The 17,299-nt window shown below is 49.1% G+C and carries 14 protein-coding genes; 12 read left to right on the top strand and 2 right to left on the bottom strand.

Going from position 1 to position 17,299, the window contains the following annotated elements; all coding sequences use genetic code 11:
* Positions 1-60: 60 nt before the first annotated feature.
* The 10 genes from DSZ37_RS13230 (at position 61) to DSZ37_RS13185 (ending at position 11,938) form a co-directional block, all read left to right on the top strand.
* Positions 61-909, top strand: coding sequence for a hypothetical protein (locus DSZ37_RS13230; protein WP_109727366.1), 849 nt, complete (start codon positions 61-63; stop codon positions 907-909).
* Positions 910-978: 69 nt separating this feature from the next.
* Complete coding sequence (locus tag DSZ37_RS17525) at positions 979-1,773, top strand: hypothetical protein (RefSeq protein ID WP_146198190.1); 795 nt, start codon at positions 979-981, stop codon at positions 1,771-1,773.
* Between the two features lie 34 nt (positions 1,774-1,807).
* Positions 1,808-2,533: a sugar O-acetyltransferase gene (locus tag DSZ37_RS13220; RefSeq protein ID WP_109727364.1), complete on the top strand. Its 726-nt coding sequence runs from the start codon at positions 1,808-1,810 to the stop codon at positions 2,531-2,533.
* A 21-nt stretch (positions 2,534-2,554) separates the two neighbouring features.
* Positions 2,555-3,505 (top strand): LysR family transcriptional regulator, encoded by a 951-nt coding sequence (locus DSZ37_RS13215; RefSeq protein WP_109727363.1) that lies wholly within the window; start codon positions 2,555-2,557, stop codon positions 3,503-3,505.
* A gap of 330 nt (positions 3,506-3,835) precedes the next feature.
* A complete protein-coding gene (locus DSZ37_RS13210; RefSeq protein ID WP_109727362.1) occupies positions 3,836-4,675 on the top strand; it encodes a sulfide/dihydroorotate dehydrogenase-like FAD/NAD-binding protein in 840 nt (279 codons plus the stop codon).
* 1 nt (position 4,676) lies between these two features.
* Positions 4,677-6,062, top strand: a complete 1,386-nt coding sequence (gltA, locus tag DSZ37_RS13205) for an NADPH-dependent glutamate synthase (RefSeq protein WP_109727361.1) — start codon at positions 4,677-4,679, stop codon at positions 6,060-6,062.
* Positions 6,063-6,084: 22 nt separating this feature from the next.
* Positions 6,085-6,708: a redox-sensing transcriptional repressor Rex gene (locus DSZ37_RS13200; protein WP_109727360.1), complete on the top strand. Its 624-nt coding sequence runs from the start codon at positions 6,085-6,087 to the stop codon at positions 6,706-6,708.
* 576 nt (positions 6,709-7,284) lie between these two features.
* Positions 7,285-10,506 carry a carbamoyl-phosphate synthase large subunit gene (carB, locus tag DSZ37_RS13195; RefSeq protein ID WP_109727359.1) on the top strand — a complete coding sequence of 1,074 codons (3,222 nt, stop codon included), beginning with the start codon at positions 7,285-7,287 and terminating at the stop codon, positions 10,504-10,506.
* 121 nt (positions 10,507-10,627) lie between these two features.
* A complete protein-coding gene (locus DSZ37_RS13190) occupies positions 10,628-11,422 on the top strand; it encodes a DUF4190 domain-containing protein (protein ID WP_109727358.1) in 795 nt (264 codons plus the stop codon).
* 21 nt (positions 11,423-11,443) lie between these two features.
* Positions 11,444-11,938 carry a DUF4190 domain-containing protein gene (locus DSZ37_RS13185; RefSeq protein WP_109727357.1) on the top strand — a complete coding sequence of 165 codons (495 nt, stop codon included), beginning with the start codon at positions 11,444-11,446 and terminating at the stop codon, positions 11,936-11,938.
* Positions 11,939-12,329: 391 nt separating this feature from the next.
* On the opposite strand, the gene mscL is transcribed toward DSZ37_RS13185, so the two are convergent.
* Positions 12,330-12,719 (bottom strand): large conductance mechanosensitive channel protein MscL, encoded by a 390-nt coding sequence (gene mscL, locus DSZ37_RS13180; protein ID WP_109727356.1) that lies wholly within the window; start codon positions 12,717-12,719, stop codon positions 12,330-12,332.
* Positions 12,720-12,757: 38 nt separating this feature from the next.
* Positions 12,758-14,395, bottom strand: a complete 1,638-nt coding sequence (locus tag DSZ37_RS17790; protein ID WP_181380322.1) for a DUF7577 domain-containing protein — start codon at positions 14,393-14,395, stop codon at positions 12,758-12,760.
* Positions 14,396-14,917: 522 nt separating this feature from the next.
* On the opposite strand from DSZ37_RS17790, the gene DSZ37_RS13170 reads away from it, so the two are divergent.
* Both DSZ37_RS13170 and DSZ37_RS13165 read left to right on the top strand, forming a co-directional pair.
* Positions 14,918-16,042: a M15 family metallopeptidase gene (locus DSZ37_RS13170; protein ID WP_109727355.1), complete on the top strand. Its 1,125-nt coding sequence runs from the start codon at positions 14,918-14,920 to the stop codon at positions 16,040-16,042.
* 283 nt (positions 16,043-16,325) lie between these two features.
* A complete protein-coding gene (locus tag DSZ37_RS13165) occupies positions 16,326-16,949 on the top strand; it encodes a hypothetical protein (RefSeq protein WP_109727354.1) in 624 nt (207 codons plus the stop codon).
* Positions 16,950-17,299 lie beyond the last annotated feature (350 nt).

Raw genomic sequence — 17,299 nt, 5'->3', positions numbered from 1 at the left:
AAAGCTGCCGGATATAGGGGGGCAGCAAGCGTCGGGCGCGGCTGCATTTAGGTGAAAAGAATGATAATACCAATTCTGCCAAGGGCAAAGGCAAATTATCTGTTCAATGACGAAGAAAAAGCAGCTGCAGAAAAGAATAATAAGATAAGGAACATGATCTTGAACTGTATATATGGCCTTGCTATGATAGGTGCAATAGCATCGTTCTTTATATTTCTTCCGGGTTTTATACTCTTCATCGGCGTTGTATTCATAGCCGCAAGCTTTGATCCCAGGACAAACGTAAATGTGGGATCTAATGTAACAGGCTACAGGACAATAAATGACAAAACTCAAAAGCGGATGATATCGATAATTCCGGGCATATGTATAATGACATTTGGGCTGTATTTGTCTCTGACAGCGTTCTTCGGTGTCAATACAATAAAGCTTTTGATCATATTCACAGATATCGCTGCGGTCATCGCCTTTCTTATCTTCGGCATAGGTCCTCTTATAAGGGCAGTTGCCGCGGAGAGCAGACGCCGCAGATGTACTGTGCCTGCAAAAGCAGAGTTTGTTTCATCGGATGTCATTGAGCCCGATAACGAAAGCGGCATCGGACCTATAGTAAAAGGCTGCTATTACTCATATTATTATATGGGTGACGGATACAAGCTGTATGTCAGCACAAAGGACGCAAAAAATATAGACTATAAGGGCGAATTTGACATTATGACAGACCCCGAGCACCCCGAAAGATACTATAACGAAAGGCTTATGAGATATGATCTCGGAAAGGCAGTAAAAAATGCAGTGCTCCTGCTTCTTGCGGCAGCTGCTGTCGTGACGTTCCTGTTCTTCGCATGGAAGATCGAGGCCAAATATCGAAAGGAGCCGCCAACAGCATTCGTGCTGAGCGAAGAATAGTCAGGATAAGCTGTTCAACAGCGTGCGTCGGCAAACGCTGTGCTCTGCCGAAGGTAGGAGGAGTCTGCAATGAAACTTCAATTGCTGCCAAAAGCTGAATGGATACCCTCAGATGAACGATCATCGCAGGGGCATGTCTACACCGAAAAGGGTATGGGCTTTAATATACCGACTAAGGTATTTTTAGTGCTTTTTATCTCAATGTTCCCGTTATTCTTTTTATTACCTGTTATAGCGATGTTTGTTTTCGGTTTAGTATGTATTCTTGCGGGTCTGAATAATACAGGGAGGCTCAAAAGCAACGGCAAAATTACAAAAAATACCCTGTGGAGCAGGACACCGGCCATTATGGCGGGGTTATTCATAATTATTATCGGTATTACCACCTTCTTTGAACTGAAAGATGACAAAAAAGGCGATGTGGTCTTCTTTGGCTGCATGAAGGTGCTCATAGCCGTCATAGCACTGCTGCTCATAGGAAGAGCTGTATTCCTTATCGTCACGGCTGCTGCCATATCTGCAAGGAAGAAGAGATGCACGGAGGCTGTTTTGGCGGAACTGACAGGCATGACAGTATCTCCTCTCGACCCCGATTCGGGCGGCGATGAGGAAAGCAACTTCATATACATATATAATTATGAGGGAAATGATTACCGTCTGATCGTGGATGGATTTACAACCGGTATTGAAAGGACAGGCGAACTTGAACTGTCGGTGGATCCCCAACAGCCCGAGTTCTGTTATTACAGGCAGATGTCCTTATACAACGGGAAAAAAATAAAAAAACTGATCTTCCTGATCATTTTCCTGCTGCTTTTTTCATCTCCTATGTGGGGAGCCATGCTGCTGATGAAGTATTACTGAACATAAATATAAAAACTTTAAGGAGGGTTTGAAAATGACCGAAAAAGAAAAACAACAGGCGGGAGAGCTTTACAACGCCGATGACAGAGAACTGGTAAATGAAAGGATAAAGGCTAAAAAGCTCTGCTCGGAGTACAATGCCGTTGAGTGCAACGATTTCCAGAAGAGGGAGAGGATACTCGAAAGGCTTCTGGCTATGAAGGGAAAGAAGACCGTTATCGAGCCCAATTTCTTCTGCGACTACGGATACAATATCCTTCTCGGAGATAACTTCTACTCAAATCACAATCTTGTTATCCTTGATTGTGCTCAGGTGGTCTTCGGCGATAATATCTTTATCGGTCCCAACTGCGGTTTCTATACCGCGGAGCACCCTGTTGACGCAGCTCTCAGAAATCAGGGGCTTGAATACGCAAAGCCCATAACCGTAGGAGACAATGTGTGGATAGGCGGCGGTGTCAATGTCATCGGCGGAGTTACTATCGGCGACAATGTCGTTATCGGAGCAGGCAGCGTTGTTACAAAGGATATACCCTCAAACTGTGTGGCAGCAGGAAATCCCTGCCGTGTCATCAGGACACTGGAGCCCCTTCCCGAGGAACCTGCCAAGGCTCCCGAGGAGAAAAAGGCGGCAGCCCCCGAAAACAGCGGTATGCACGGCAGTATCAGACCTGCCGAGCCTCCTCGCAGAAGGCACATTGAGCTGACAAGAGTGGATGATCCCCGAAATAACGGAGGAGCTCCCGACAGAAGAAAATAACTGACGAAAGAAGGCTGATCCATGAACACTCTGCACTTCAAATATGCAGTAGAGATCGAGAAAACACGTTCAATAACCCAGGCTGCCGAAAATCTTTATATGGCTCAGCCTAATCTGAGCAAGGCGATAAAGGAGCTTGAGAGCAATCTGGGCATAACCATATTCAGACGTACCTCGAAGGGCGTTATCCCCACCGATCAGGGACTCAAATTCCTTGAATATGCCAAGCAGATACTCATACAGATAGACAATATGGAGGCGATACACTCCCCCGACAAGCCGAAAAACAGCCGACTCCGCATATCCGTGCCGAGAACGGGCTATATCTCAAAGGCTTTCTCGGACTACATCGCTTCACTGAATACTCCCGAGGATATGGAGATATTCTTCTGCGAGACCAATTCTCTGAGAACCATCGAGAATGTCCGCGAAAACGGCTATGACTTCGGCGTTATCCGCTATAATACGGCACATGAGAAGTACTTTTCCGACTTCCTCGCCGAGAAAAATCTTGACGGCAAGCTCCTGTGGGAGTTCAGTATGCTGGCGGTAATGTCTGCCGAGCACCCTGCCGCAGATGCCGAGTCCATAACCTATGCGGACCTGTCCTGCAACTACACCGAGCTGGGTCAGGGCGACGATGCAGTCCCCTATGTTTCGGGAGCTGTTGAGAAGCTCTACGCCGCAAACCGTCCTGCGGACGTTCCCGTGAGAAAGGTGTGTATGTACGACCGCGGAAGCGCTCTGGACTTCCTGCTGACCGTACCTCAGGCTTATATGCTGGACTCTCCCATGCCTGCGGAGCTCTGCGGAAAGTACGGACTGGTGCAGAGAAAGTGCTCATTCCCCGACAACAGCTTCAAGGACATGATAATCTACGCCTCGGGGCACAAGCTCTCGGACAACGAGCTGAAGCTGGTAAACAGGCTCTATGAGGTAAGGAACGAAAGTGCCTTTGCGGAGTACAAATAATATATAACATCGGGAATGCTGCTATTCTCAAAAAGAATAGCATATTTCCCGAAAACATACCGATAAAAAGGGCAGCATAAAGCTGCCCTTTTTCATAATTCCCATTCTTTTCCGTCCTCGGCAGGGCTTTTTCTGACAATCGTCAGCACGGGAATCATTACACGAATATCGATATCGGAATATCGATATTCCGCTGTTATATTTGTGCAACATGGTTTTGTGTGATATAATATTGAATATATCAATGCTGAGCCTGTATCTGCGGCGGTCAATGGGGACGGCTGCGGAAGTGACCCGCGCAGCAAATCTATTGCAAGGAAGGTATGGACTATGTTTGAAATTCTTGAAAAAAGAAGCCTCAACCCCACTGTTACCCTCATGCGTATAAATGCTCCCAAGGTAGCAAGGAAGGCTGAACCCGGACAGTTCATAATTTTAAGGACAGACGCCGACGGAGAGCGTATCCCCCTCACTATCGCTGATTTCGACCGCGAGAAGGGCTCCGTTACTATCATTTTCCAGATAGTTGGCGCTACAACAGAAAAGCTCAATCACCTCAATGAGGGCGACTGCCTTCAGGACTTCGTTGGTCCCCTCGGCAGAGCCACAGAGACAGAGGGTCTGAAGAAGGTCGCTGTCGTAGGCGGCGGCGTAGGCTGCGCTATCGCTTACCCCGTGGCAAAGAAGCTCCACGAGCTTGGCGTTGAGGTGCATTCGATAGTTGGTTTCAGAAACAAGGACCTCGTTATCCTCGAGGACGAGTTCAGAGCTTCCAGCTCTAAGTTCGTGCTCATGAGCGACGACGGTACAGCAGGCGAGAAGGGTCTCGTTACAGACGCCCTCAAGAAGCTCATCGAAAGCGGCGAGAAGTATGACAGAGTCATCACTATCGGACCCCTTATCATGATGAAGTTCGTCTGTCGTCTCACCAAGGAGTACGAGATACCCACAGTTGCTTCCATGAACCCCATTATGATAGACGGTACGGGAATGTGCGGCGGCTGCCGCCTTACTGTCGGCGGTCAGACAAAGTTTGCCTGCGTTGACGGTCCCGAATTTGACGGTCATCTCATAGACTTCGACGAGGCTATGGCAAGAGGTGCTATGTATAAGCCCTTTGAGCGCCACGCCTATGAGGAAGCCTGCAATCTGTTCAAGGAGGTAAAGTGATATGCCTAATATGTCGCCTACAAGAAACGAGATGCCTGTACAGGCTCCCGATGTGAGAAACAAGAACTTCAGTGAGGTAGCTCTCGGATATACCGAGGAGCAGGCTATCGACGAGGCTAAGAGATGCCTCGGCTGCAAGAACAAGCCCTGCTCAACAGGCTGCCCCGTACAGATAGATATCCCTGCCTTCATCGCTCAGGTGGCTGAGGGCAATTTCGCAGAGGCTTACAAGATAATCACAAAGTCAAGCTCGCTTCCTGCTGTCTGCGGCAGAGTATGTCCTCAGGAGACACAGTGCGAGAGCAAGTGCGTAAGAGGTAAAAAGGGCGAGCCCATTGCTATCGGCAGACTGGAGCGCTTCGTGGCTGACTGGCATAATGCACAGCCCGAGGCTCCCGTAGAGAAGCCCGCTCCCAACGGTCACAAGGCTGCTGTTATCGGTTCGGGTCCTTCTGGTCTTGCCTGCGCAGGCGACCTTGCAAAGAAGGGCTATGATGTTACTATATTCGAGGCTCTCCATGTTGCAGGAGGAGTTCTCTCCTACGGTATTCCCGAGTTCAGACTTCCCAAGTCCATCGTTCAGAAGGAAATAGGCGGTCTCAAGGCTCTGGGCGTAAAGGTTGAGACAAATACTGTTGTCGGCAAGACTATCTCCGTTGACGAGCTTATGAAGGAGGAGGGCTTCGAGAGCATTTTCATCGGCTCAGGCGCAGGTCTTCCCAGATTTATGAACATCAAGGGCGAGAACCTCAACGGCGTTTACTCAGCTAACGAGTTCCTCACCCGTATCAACCTTATGAAGGCTTATAAAGAGGGCAGCGCTACTCCCATCAAGGCAGGCACAAAGGCTGTTATCGTAGGCGGCGGAAACGTTGCCATGGACGCAGCCCGCTGTGCAAAGAGACTGGGCGCTGAGGTCTATATAGTATACAGACGTACAGAGGCTGAGCTCCCTGCAAGAGCAGAGGAGGTCGAGCACGCCAAGGAAGAGGGCATCATCTTCAAGTTCCTCACCAACCCCGTTGAGATAGAGGCTACTGAGGACGGCTGGGTAAAGAGCGTTCACTGCCAGCAGATGGAGCTCTCGGAGCCCGACGCTTCAGGCAGAGCAAAGCCCGTTCCCATAGAGGGCGCCTTCATCGATATCGAGGCTGACTGCGTTATCATGTCCATCGGTACCTCGCCCAATCCTCTTATCAAGTCCACGACAGAGGGCCTTGACACCCAGAAGTGGGGCGGTATCATCGCTGACGAGGACGGTCTTACTTCCAAGGAGGGCGTTTACGCAGGCGGAGACGCCGTAACAGGCGCGGCTACCGTTATCCTCGCTATGGGAGCAGGCAAGAAGGCTGCGGCAGCTATGGACAAGTATATGCAGAGCAAGTGAGCCTTCCCCACGGAGGTATGATATGACCAAGAATATTACCTCACAGACCCTTTCGCGGCTCCCCATGTACTTCAACTACCTCGATTCGCTCCCCGAGGAGCGCAAAAAGGGCAATATATCTGCCACAGCCATTGCAGAAGCCCTCGGGCTCAACGACGTGCAGGTCAGAAAGGACCTCGCTTCCGTCAGCAGCGGCGGCAGACCCAAGGTGGGATACTCCACAGCCGAGCTTATCGGCGATATCGGAAAGTTTCTCGGCTTTGCCAACCATGACAGGGTCGTGGTGGCAGGCATGGGCAATTTCGGCAGAGCTATGCTGGAATATAACGGCTTTGAGGCTTACGGCTTCGATATCGTATGCGGCTTTGACTGCAACAAGGAAAGGGTGGGCAGCTCCATCAACGGCAAGCCTGTCCGCCATATCGACGAGCTTGAAAGCTTCTGCAAGGAAAACGATATAACTATCGGCATAATCACCGTGCCCGAGACCGCGGCACAGGAGGTCTGTGACCGTATGGCTGAGGCAGGGATACGCTTTATCCTCAACTTCGCCGCAGTACATCTCAACGCTCCCAAGGGCGTTGCGGTACATAACGAGAATATTTCCCTGACCCTTGCTATGCTTGCAAGGTGCAGCGCGAGCTGAGCCGGCTCGACCGCAGCCACGTTGACGTTCGCAAGCTTACTTACATTATCATAACCAATAATTGTACATCGCTTACGGCGCTGTGAAGATATTGATAAAAAAGGGACTGCTTTAAGAGGAACACCCATATAGAATTTTTGCCCCTGTGCGGTTTTATAACGCTCAGGGGCATTTTGTGATAAACGGTGAATAGTTGCGGAGCCGCCTTCGGCGACAGGATTTAAATATTGTGAGCGGAGCGAACACATTGGCTCTTCACTCTCAGCACTTGCGCGGCGGTAATGTCCGCCCGACAATAAAGCGTCGAATCCGCTCCCTAACGGCTGATGGCTAAGGGCTTAAATCGGAATTTTGCAAAGCAAAATTCCGATTTTTCTATGCCGTTTTATAAGAGGGAACAAACTTCAACAGCCTGATTTTTGCAATTTCCCCAAAATTGTACTGATCGTAAAAGCGATTTTTTATATTGCAATTTGTTGCGATTTATGTTATTATATAAGGTAAGAAGTTGCGCCATGACGTTTCATGGCAAATATATCAACGTACATTTTTCTGTGTACGGGTCAGGAGAATAATATGCCAAAAAGACAGGATATCAACAAGATCATGATTATCGGCTCGGGTCCTATCATAATAGGACAGGCTTGTGAGTTCGACTATTCGGGTACTCAGGCCTGTAAGGCTCTGCGAAAGCTGGGCTATGAGATAGTTCTCGTAAACTCTAACCCCGCTACTATAATGACAGACCCTGATGTTGCGGATATCACCTACATCGAACCCCTTAATCTGGAAAGACTTACCCAGATCATCGAGAAAGAGCACCCCGATGCTCTCCTCCCCAATCTGGGCGGACAGTCGGGTCTTAACCTCTGCTCCGAGCTGGACAAGGCAGGCGTGCTCAAGAAGTACAATGTTCAGGTAATAGGCGTTCAGGTAGACGCTATCGAGCGCGGTGAGGACCGTATCGAGTTCAAGAACGCTATGAGCGCTCTCGGCATCGGTATGCCCAGGAGCGAGGTCGCTTACTCCGTTGACGAGGCTGTAAAGATAGCTGAGAAGCTGAAATATCCTGTAGTTCTCCGTCCTGCCTACACCATGGGCGGCGCAGGCGGCGGAATGGTATACAATGTAGACGAGCTGAAGGTCGTATGTGCAAGAGGTCTTCAGGCTTCACTGGTAGGACAGGTCCTCGTTGAGGAATGTATCTTCGGCTGGGAGGAGCTTGAGCTTGAGGTAGTCCGCGACGCTGATAACAACAAGATCACAGTATGCTTCATCGAGAACATCGATCCTATCGGCGTTCACACAGGTGATTCATTCTGCTCCGCACCTATGCTCACCATCCCCGAGGACGTTCAGAAGGAGCTCCAGGAGATGTCATACAGGATCATCGAGTCTATCGAGGTTATCGGCGGCTGTAACTGCCAGTTTGCAAGAGATCCCGAGACAGGACGCATCGTCGTTATCGAGATCAACCCCAGAACTTCACGTTCTTCCGCACTTGCTTCCAAGGCAACAGGCTTCCCCATCGCTCTCGTTTCAGCTATGCTCGCCTGCGGTCTCACACTGAAGGATATCCCCTGCGGCAAGTACGGCACTCTTGACAAGTACGTTCCCGACGGAGATTATATAGTTATCAAGTTCGCTCGCTGGGCTTTCGAGAAGTTCAAGGGCGCAGAGGACAAGCTGGGCACTCAGATGAAAGCTGTCGGCGAGGTAATGAGCATCGGCAAGACCTACAAGGAGGCTTTCCAGAAGGCTATCCGCTCACTGGAGACAGGCAGATACGGTCTCGGCTTCGCAAAGAACTTCAACAGTATGTCCAAGGAGGAGCTCCTTTCAGAGCTTCGCTTCCCCACCAGCGAGAGACAGTTCGTTATGTATGAGGCTCTCCGCAAGGGCGCAACTATTGACGAGCTCCACGAGCTCACTAAGATAAAGAAGTACTTCATCGAGCAGATGAAGGAGCTTGTTGACGAGGAGGAGGCTCTCCTTGCAAACAAGGGCTCGGTTCCTGCTGCTGACGCACTGAAGCAGGCTAAGCTGGACGGCTTCTCAGACCGCTACCTCAGCTCTCTCCTTGATGTTACCGAGGAGGAGATCAGAAATGCCCGCATGGCTATCGGCGTCAAGGAAGCATGGGAGGGCGTTCATGTAAGCGGTACAGAGAATGCATCTTACTACTACTCAACATATCACCTTGACGAGGACAAGAGCCCCGTAAGCACCGAAAAGCCCAAGATCATGATCCTCGGCGGCGGTCCCAACAGAATTGGTCAGGGTATCGAATTCGACTACTGCTGCGTTCACGCTGCACTTGCTCTGAAGAAGCTGGGCTTTGAGTCCATTATCGTAAACTGCAACCCCGAGACAGTTTCCACTGACTATGATACATCGGATAAGCTCTATTTCGAGCCCCTTACTCTTGAGGACGTTCTCGCTATCCACGAGAAGGAAAAGCCCGTTGGCGTTATCGCTCAGTTCGGCGGACAGACTCCTCTCAACCTTGCAAACGACCTGAAGAAGTACGGCGTAAATATCCTCGGTACAACTCCCGAGACCATCGACCTTGCCGAGGACAGAGACCACTTCCGCGCTATGATGGACAAGCTGGGCATTCCTATGCCTGAGGCAGGCATGGCTGTAAACGCTGACGAGGCTATCGCTATCGCAAACAAGATCGGCTATCCTGTTATGGTTCGTCCTTCCTACGTTCTCGGCGGACGCGGAATGGAGATCGTTCACGATGACGAGATGATGAGAGTTTACATGAATGCTGCTGTCGGCGTAACTCCTGACAGACCCATCCTCATCGACCGCTTCCTCAACCACGCTACAGAGTGCGAGGCTGACGCTATCTCGGACGGAACACACTGCTTCGTTCCTTGTGTTATGGAGCATATCGAGCTGGCAGGCGTACATTCGGGCGACTCCGCTTGTATCCTGCCCTCAAAGAACCTGACAGAAAAGCAGGTAGCTACCATCAAGGAGTACACAAAGAAGATCGCTGTTGAGATGAACGTCTGCGGTCTTATGAATATGCAGTACGCTATCGAAGGCGATACGGTTTACGTTCTCGAGGCTAATCCCCGTGCATCAAGAACAGTTCCGCTGGTATCAAAGGTATGCGACATCAACATGGTCCGTATCGCAACAGATATCATCACTTCAAAGCTCACAGGCAGACCCTCACCCGTTCCCGAGCTCAAGGATAAGCAGATCGGTCACTACGGCGTAAAGGAAGCTGTATTCCCCTTCAATATGTTCCCGGAGGTAGATCCTCTCCTTGGACCCGAGATGCGTTCAACAGGCGAAGTTCTCGGTATATCACCTTCATTCGGCGAGGCTTACTACAAGGCTCAGGAGGCTACAAAGAACAAGCTTCCTCTCGAGGGAACAGTTCTCCTCAGCGTATGCGACAGGGACAAGCCCGAGCTTGTTGACATCGCCAAGTCCTTCCACGAGCTTGGATTCAAGGTCATCGCAACAGGCAAGAGCTATGAGATGATCAAGGAAGCAGGTATCCCCTGCGAGAAGATCTTCAAGATCTACGAGGGACGTCCCAATATCGCTGACCAGATCGCAAACGGCGAGATACAGATGATAATCAATACTCCCGCAGGCAAGACAAGTGCTCACGACGACAGCTATATCAGAAAGGCTGCTATCAAGCACAGAGTTCCCTACATGACAACTATGGCTGCTGCTAAGGCAAGTGCAGAGGGAATCAAGGCTATCAAGAACAATACTCACCTTGGCGTAAAGTCTCTCCAGGCTCACCACGCTGACATAAAGTAAGCCATTACTTCATACGATCAAAAACAAGTCTTTCAGGCTGTGCCTTGAACGTAAGGCGCAGCCTGTCCTGCATCGGATAATGTTCCGATAAAAGTGCAGGATACCAAGGAGCTAAAAAGCAATGGATAACAATTACAATAACGATCAGAATAATTCAGGCGGTGCTGAGCCTGAGCCGCAGTACGGCGGTCAGCACAGCTTTAAAGGCAATATATCAGCACAGTACGACACTCAGTCTGTCGGCAGCTATGATCCTCAGCAGAGCACTCCGAACTATGGCGGCGCTCCCGTGAACGGCGGTTACTCAGACGCACAGCAGAGCGATCCGAACTATGGCGGAGCTCCCGTGAACGGCGGTTACTCAAATGCACAGCAGAGCGCTCCGAACTACGGCGGAGCTCCCATGAACGGCGGCTACTCGGACGCGCAGCAGAGTGCTCCGAACTATGGCGGCGCTCCAATGAACGGCGGCTACTCAAATGCACAGCAGAGTGCTCCGAATTACGGCGGTGCTCCCATGAACGGCGGTTACTCAAATGCACAGCAGAGTGCTCCAAATTACGGCGGAGCTCCCATGAACGGCGGCTACGGATATCCCAACGGACAGCCCTACCCAGCGCCGAATTATTACGGTGGCTTCAAAGACCCCTATGGACAGCCTGTTCCCGACGAAAGCGGCGGAAGAGGTATAGCTGCACTGGTAGTCGGCATTCTCAGCTGGCTTGATTGGTGTATTCCTGTTCTGGGGCTTTGTACCAGCCTCATCGGACTGATACTCGGCATTCAGGGACGCAAAGGCGGAAAAAAGGGCCTTGCTATTGCAGGAATAGTTCTTTCCTCTATAAGCGGCTTGTTTGGTGTATTTTTCAATATAGGCTTTGTGATAAGGATAATACAGGAAGCCTCCGGCGTATAAAAGTCAAAGGAGTTTAGTGTTATGGATAATAATTACAATAATGACCCCAACAACTTAGGCGGACAGAATAACGCCCCCTACGGACAGAACAGCGGCTATTCAAATGCACAGCAGAATAACCAGTACGGACAGAACGGTTACAATGCTCCCTACGGGCAGAACAGCGGTTATTCAAATGCACAGCAGAATAACCAGTACGGACAGAATGGGTACAATGATCCCTATGGACAGAATCCCTACAATAATGCTCCTGATTTCTACGGCAACGTGAATATGGGATACGGAAGCGAGAACGACGGCAAGGCTGTAGGAGCACTTGTATGCGGAATACTGGCTTGTATTTTCTGGTGTCTGCCTATCGCAGGAATCCCCCTTTCCATCGTAGCTATCACCCTCGGCAACAAGGGCAAGGAGTCGAACAAGGCAGGTATGGGCAAGGCAGGTTTAATAATGGGCTGTATCGGTCTTGGATTATCTCTCCTCAATTCCGTTGCAGGAGTATTTATGAGACTGTAATTGAAAGATTATAAAAAAGCCGTCACTTTAAGAGTAGTACTTATATAGAAGTTTATATGTAATTATTGGAGGAAAAAACCTTTCTGAGGAAAGGTTCTTTTCCCCCAAGCCCCCTTTTTCCAAAGACTTTATAACTGAATTTAGCCCCGACAGGGCGCTCTTCACAAGATGTGAAAATCAGTAATAATACTGAGAGCGCCCTGTTTGGGCTAAATTTAATGCTGAAAGTTTTAGGAAAGGAGTTTGAGGAAGAACCCTTTTTCAAAAGGGTTTTCCTCAATATCACTTGTAAAACTTCTATAAGAGTGTTGCTCTTAAGTGACGGCTTTTTTATGCCATGACAAACAAAAAGCCTCCGCAGCAGCGGAGGTCTTTATGTAATACAGGATAATTACTTCTTTTCCTTGAGCAGGTCTCTGATCTCGGTGAGAAGAACTTCTTCCTTCGGAGGCTCTGCGGGCTTTTCTTCTTCCTTCTTCTTGCCAAGGCTCATGAGCTTGTTTACAGCCTTTACCATGAGGAAGATGCAGAATGCCATGATGAGGAAGTTGATGATAGCTGTTACGAAGTGACCCCAGTTGAGGTACTGACCTGTGTCGCCGAGCTTGATCTTACCTGCTACTTCAGCGCCGCCGATGCAAGCGATAAGGGGGTTGATGAAATCTTCTGTGAGAGCAGTAACGATGTTACCGAAAGCTGCACCGATGATAACGCCGACTGCCATGTCCATAACGTTGCCCTTGAGTGCGAATTCCTTGAATTCCTGTAAAAACTTCTTCATTTTTTACAACATCTCCTTAATATGAAAATTATGATTTATTAAATTTCCGGCAAGCCGGGAATTTCCACCTGTTTTTGGGTTTTCTTCGCCTTCATGGACTCGGGGAGCTCTATGGCGTCGATCTCGTCGTTGTAGGTCTTGGGTTTCTTTGGCATAGCCTGAACAGCGTGGTCTGCCTGTGCCATAAGAGCCTCTCTATGCTCGGTCACATTGGCTTCCAGCTCGTCTGCGTTGGCTTTGTCGGCCTTGTTCATGATATTCCACGACTTTGACTTCTCGTGTACGCGGAGCTCGCTTGCGTCAACGTCCTTTGTGGCGCTCATATAGTCTATATGCTTTTCCTGCTTTTTGGCTTCAAGCTGGTCGGGATCGGCTATACCTGCTGCCTTCATATAGAACTTGTTGAACTTTGCAGGCTCATTCTTTCTGAGCTTGCTTGCGTCCACAAGGGGCGTATCGTTCATATAGGCGTCCTTTTTCTTCTCGAAGCGCTTCATGCCCTCGATCTCGTCGCCGCGCTTTCCGAAGAAGTCGTCGGCAGAGTCCACCTCTGCGTGTTCGGTAGCCTTTCCGCCGTCGAAGAACTCCCAGAAATCATCGGGCACCTCCACCTTTTCCTTATCCTCTGCGGGAGGCGGAGGAGGGATAGGCTTCAGGGGCTTTAACGGCGCTGCCTGCATACCTGCCATCTGTCCCATGGGAGCGCCCTCGTGAGTATCAGGAGCCTGGGGTTGACCGTACATCATGGGCTGACCGTAAATAGGCATACCGTTGGGGTCGTAGCCGATTATCTGGGGCTGACCGTACATCATGGGCTGACCGTAGACAGGCATACCATTGGGGTCATAGCCGATTATCTGGGGCTGACCATACATCATGGGCTGACCGTACATGGGCATACCGTTCTGATCGTAGCCGACTATCTGAGGCTGACCGTACATCATAGGCTGACCGTACATGGGCATACCGTTCATCTGCTGAGAACCATTCTGCTGAGGAAGTCCCTGCATACCGCCCTGAGGAGGTACGGCGTTCATCATGCCCTGCTGAGGGGGGATACCCTGCATACCGTTCTGAGTAGGCATACCGTTCATCATGGGCTGCTGAGGGGAAAGTCCCTGCATACCGCCCTGAGGAGATACGGCATTCATCATGCCCTGCTGAGGGGGGAGTCCCTGCATACCGCCCTGAGGAGGCATACCGTTCATCATGCCCTGCTGGGGAGGAAGTCCCTGCATACTGCCCTGAGGAGGCATACCGTTCATCATACCCTGACGGGAAGCCGTGTGCATATTGTTCTGTGGGCGCATCATGCCCTGATTGTTTAACTGAGCCTGTCTTACAGCCCTTGACTGCTCGGGGAGTGTAACTCGTCCTGTATCGAGCTTGGGGATAAAGGGCTCGTCGAAGCTGCTGAAATCGAACTCCTCATCTGAGTCGTTCAGCTCATCGGCGGTATAAAGATCGGAAGAAGACTCGCGCGAAGGTGTGTCACTAATTGTAAATGTTCCGCTTCCGAAGGTGTAGCCACCCGAAGCAGGATCTTCTTCAGAATGATATCCGCCCATATCGACCTGTTCAATATTGATATCCTGCGGATCTTCAAGATTGACTCCGCATTTTACGCAAAATCTGAAACCCGCTTCGTTATCAGTTCCGCATCGGGGACATTTCATAGAAATCACTCCTTATAGTGAAAATACAGTGATTTTATAGAAAAAACGAAACAGGCGGTACCCAAATGCCGCCCGCAGCAAGCTGTGCCCATACTTTCACAATATACATTATAGCATTAATTTAATTCTTTTTCAAGTGCTTACATAAAAGATTGTGCAATACAGCTTTAAAATATACCTGCTTTTTGTACAGATTACCACTATATGACGGAGATATGAGGCTTTTAGCTAAATATATGGGATTTTAAGCAGCTGTATGAGGGGAAACTTTTTGTGAAAACAGTACAATCAAACATGGCGGATATCAGTTTGCATACAGCAGAATTACAAAGATGTTCCCCAACCTCTATATTTTCACAGAGAAATATGGTATAATGCTTATTAGACGCGTGTGTTTATACGGTCTGATATATTTTATGGTTCCGATATTCGTAGAAAAAGAGAGATAAAAAGAACAAAAGTAAACGGAGTTATTCAGACTCCCTATTTCAGCTGCACAGGCAGCGGATTGGAGCAGAACATATGTCAAAGCAGAAGATCAGCAAGGAAAAAAGCATAAGGCGTGCCAAAACTATGACAGAAGCTGTCATCAGCCTCGTACTTGTAGGCACCTGCGCTTTTTTTGTAAAGAATACCTTTTCCAATATGAAGGACGTAGGTTCGTCGCCTTACTTCGACCAGAACGATATAGAGATCCCCGATACTACGGACGTTACTGTACCCGACCCGAACCAGACTATCTATGAGTCATTTCAGGTAGATACAACGGACAAGTTCAAGGGCGATCTCATCCTTGTGAATGAGGAGCACCAGTATTTCGGCGGCGATGAGGACCTTGTCAGCATAACCGATATGAACTATGAAAACGAGATCAGCTGCTTTACCGCTGTTGACTCTACCTATACCATTCTCAGACATGTCTACGGTCCTATGGCAGAGATGATTCAGGACTTCTACGATAAGTACAACAACGATACCCTTATAATATACGGTTCGTACAGAACTACCGAGTTCCAGCAGCAGCTCTACGAGGACGACCTTGCCCAGTCGGACGACGGAGAGTCCACAAGAGTCGCAAAGCCCGGATTCAGCGAGCACGAAACAGGTCTTGCATTTGACTTTACCGAGTCGGTGAACCACGATTATAATGGTACGGGCGACTTCGCATGGATAAACGCAAACTGCTTCAAATACGGCTTTATCGTCAGATATACCGAGGCAAAGCAGAGACTGACCAAGATACAGGACGAGCCTTGGCACTTCCGCTATGTTGGCATTCCCCATGCTTATTACATGGACAGCAAGGACCTCTGCCTTGAGGAGTACATCGACCTCGTCCGCGAGCACCCATATGACGGAGAACATCTTGAGTTCTCAGACAACGACGGAAATGACTATGAGGTTTATTTCGTTGCCTCCGATGACGGCTCCGAAAAGACCACAGTGCCCGTTCCCACAGGTACAAGATATGAGATATCCGGCAACAATGTGGACGGCTTCATCGTAACAGTATATAAGGGTCAGAAGCCCGTTGTGGAGGAAGCTCCCACAAAGTCATTCGAGGACAGCGAGACCTCCGATGAGGATACTGACAGCGAGGAGACCGGGGACAGCGCTGACGAGAGCAGCGACGGCGAGGACTATTGATAATATTTCCTATGAAGTTATTGCCCGAGGGTGGTTTTGGAACCGCCTTCGGGCTTATGTTTTGTGTGAAAAAAGTGCTGTGTAAAATAGTTATTTTTGTTGGTACAAGCTAACAATAAGTGAGATTTCAACGTATTGCAGGCAAAAAGTGCAGATTAATAATTTTTGATAAAAACTTGACATCCGGATTTTTTTATGGTATAATGCATATGTCAAAGGTTCAAAAGAACTCGTACAGAGTTATTCGGAACTTGTTTGATCAATGATTAGGAGGATTTTTACCATGAAAAAGTTATTATGTTTATCAACCGCTCTTCTTTGCCTCTCTGCAAGCCTTTTCAGCTGCGGAGATAAGAAGGATTCATCATCCAAGGATGCTGAGACTACTACTGCTGCAACAACTGCCGCAGATACCACAGCTGAGGATACTACAGCCGAGAAGAAGGCTGAGGGAGATGCTGATGTTTCCGATTATCTCGGCAAGTGGGAGTGCAAGGAGATCGTTATCGACGGCGAGAAGTCAGATAACTTCTACGGAATGGATGCATTTGCACTGTTCCAGATCGAGCTCCTCGAAGACGGCAAGGCTAATTTCTTCTCGTCCCTTGAGTTCAAGGAGAAATATGAGTTTACCGAGATCGAGTGGGAGCTTACAGATGATGGCAACATCAAGCTCATCGACGAGGAATTCTCTGACGAGGAGGATGACTTCGATATGTCACTGAAGGACGGAAAGCTTGTTATGGATATGAGTGATGATGAAAGTGAGTTCGTTGCTTACCTTGAAAAGGTCAACGAGTTCAGTGAGATCCCTGAGGACGAGGAATTCTCCTTCGATTTCTCAACTGAAGGCGATTTTGAGTTCGATGAAGAGGACTTCGACACTACAGTAACAGAAGCAAACTAATAACCGAAAATAGAAAGTGTGTTCAGAAAAAACGGCGGTCGCTCCGCCGTTTTTTTCTGTCAGGCGAAAAATATGGTCTCCCCCTTGACTTTTTTCTGCTGATATTGTATAATTATACTGTTAAGGGTATGGCTTCTGCGGACAGTTCGTGAAATTGGCTTGCCGTGGAAGAAATACAGAGCAATGGGAGCGAAAGCGAAGCAGTGCGACTTATTTCTGACTGACAATGAGCAGGTCTCGGACTGAAAATAAAGCGACAGCCGTGCAGTACCTTACAAATTCAAAAATATAATATGCTTGTGTAGCACAGCTCCCCGTGCAGCGAATTTGCTGAGCAGACGACCGCTGCC

The organism is Ruminococcus flavefaciens (assembly GCF_900116855.1).
GTDB lineage: Bacteria > Bacillota > Clostridia > Oscillospirales > Ruminococcaceae > Ruminococcus > Ruminococcus flavefaciens_R.
This window is presented reverse-complemented; position numbering and strand designations above follow the sequence as displayed.

What these genes read in the sequence shown, in the direction of transcription:
- DSZ37_RS13230 (WP_109727366.1), top strand. Translation starts at nt 61, where the DNA reads ATGATAATACCAATTCTGCCAAGGGCAAAGGCAAATTATCTGTTCAAT.
- DSZ37_RS17525 (WP_146198190.1), top strand. Translation starts at nt 979, where the DNA reads ATGAAACTTCAATTGCTGCCAAAAGCTGAATGGATACCCTCAGATGAA.
- DSZ37_RS13220 (WP_109727364.1), top strand. Translation starts at nt 1,808, where the DNA reads ATGACCGAAAAAGAAAAACAACAGGCGGGAGAGCTTTACAACGCCGAT.
- DSZ37_RS13215 (WP_109727363.1), top strand. Translation starts at nt 2,555, where the DNA reads ATGAACACTCTGCACTTCAAATATGCAGTAGAGATCGAGAAAACACGT.
- DSZ37_RS13210 (WP_109727362.1), top strand. Translation starts at nt 3,836, where the DNA reads ATGTTTGAAATTCTTGAAAAAAGAAGCCTCAACCCCACTGTTACCCTC.
- gltA (WP_109727361.1), top strand. Translation starts at nt 4,677, where the DNA reads ATGCCTAATATGTCGCCTACAAGAAACGAGATGCCTGTACAGGCTCCC.
- DSZ37_RS13200 (WP_109727360.1), top strand. Translation starts at nt 6,085, where the DNA reads ATGACCAAGAATATTACCTCACAGACCCTTTCGCGGCTCCCCATGTAC.
- carB (WP_109727359.1), top strand. Translation starts at nt 7,285, where the DNA reads ATGCCAAAAAGACAGGATATCAACAAGATCATGATTATCGGCTCGGGT.
- DSZ37_RS13190 (WP_109727358.1), top strand. Translation starts at nt 10,628, where the DNA reads ATGGATAACAATTACAATAACGATCAGAATAATTCAGGCGGTGCTGAG.
- DSZ37_RS13185 (WP_109727357.1), top strand. Translation starts at nt 11,444, where the DNA reads ATGGATAATAATTACAATAATGACCCCAACAACTTAGGCGGACAGAAT.
- mscL (WP_109727356.1), bottom strand. Translation starts at nt 12,719, where the DNA reads ATGAAGAAGTTTTTACAGGAATTCAAGGAATTCGCACTCAAGGGCAAC.
- DSZ37_RS17790 (WP_181380322.1), bottom strand. Translation starts at nt 14,395, where the DNA reads ATGAAATGTCCCCGATGCGGAACTGATAACGAAGCGGGTTTCAGATTT.
- DSZ37_RS13170 (WP_109727355.1), top strand. Translation starts at nt 14,918, where the DNA reads ATGTCAAAGCAGAAGATCAGCAAGGAAAAAAGCATAAGGCGTGCCAAA.
- DSZ37_RS13165 (WP_109727354.1), top strand. Translation starts at nt 16,326, where the DNA reads ATGAAAAAGTTATTATGTTTATCAACCGCTCTTCTTTGCCTCTCTGCA.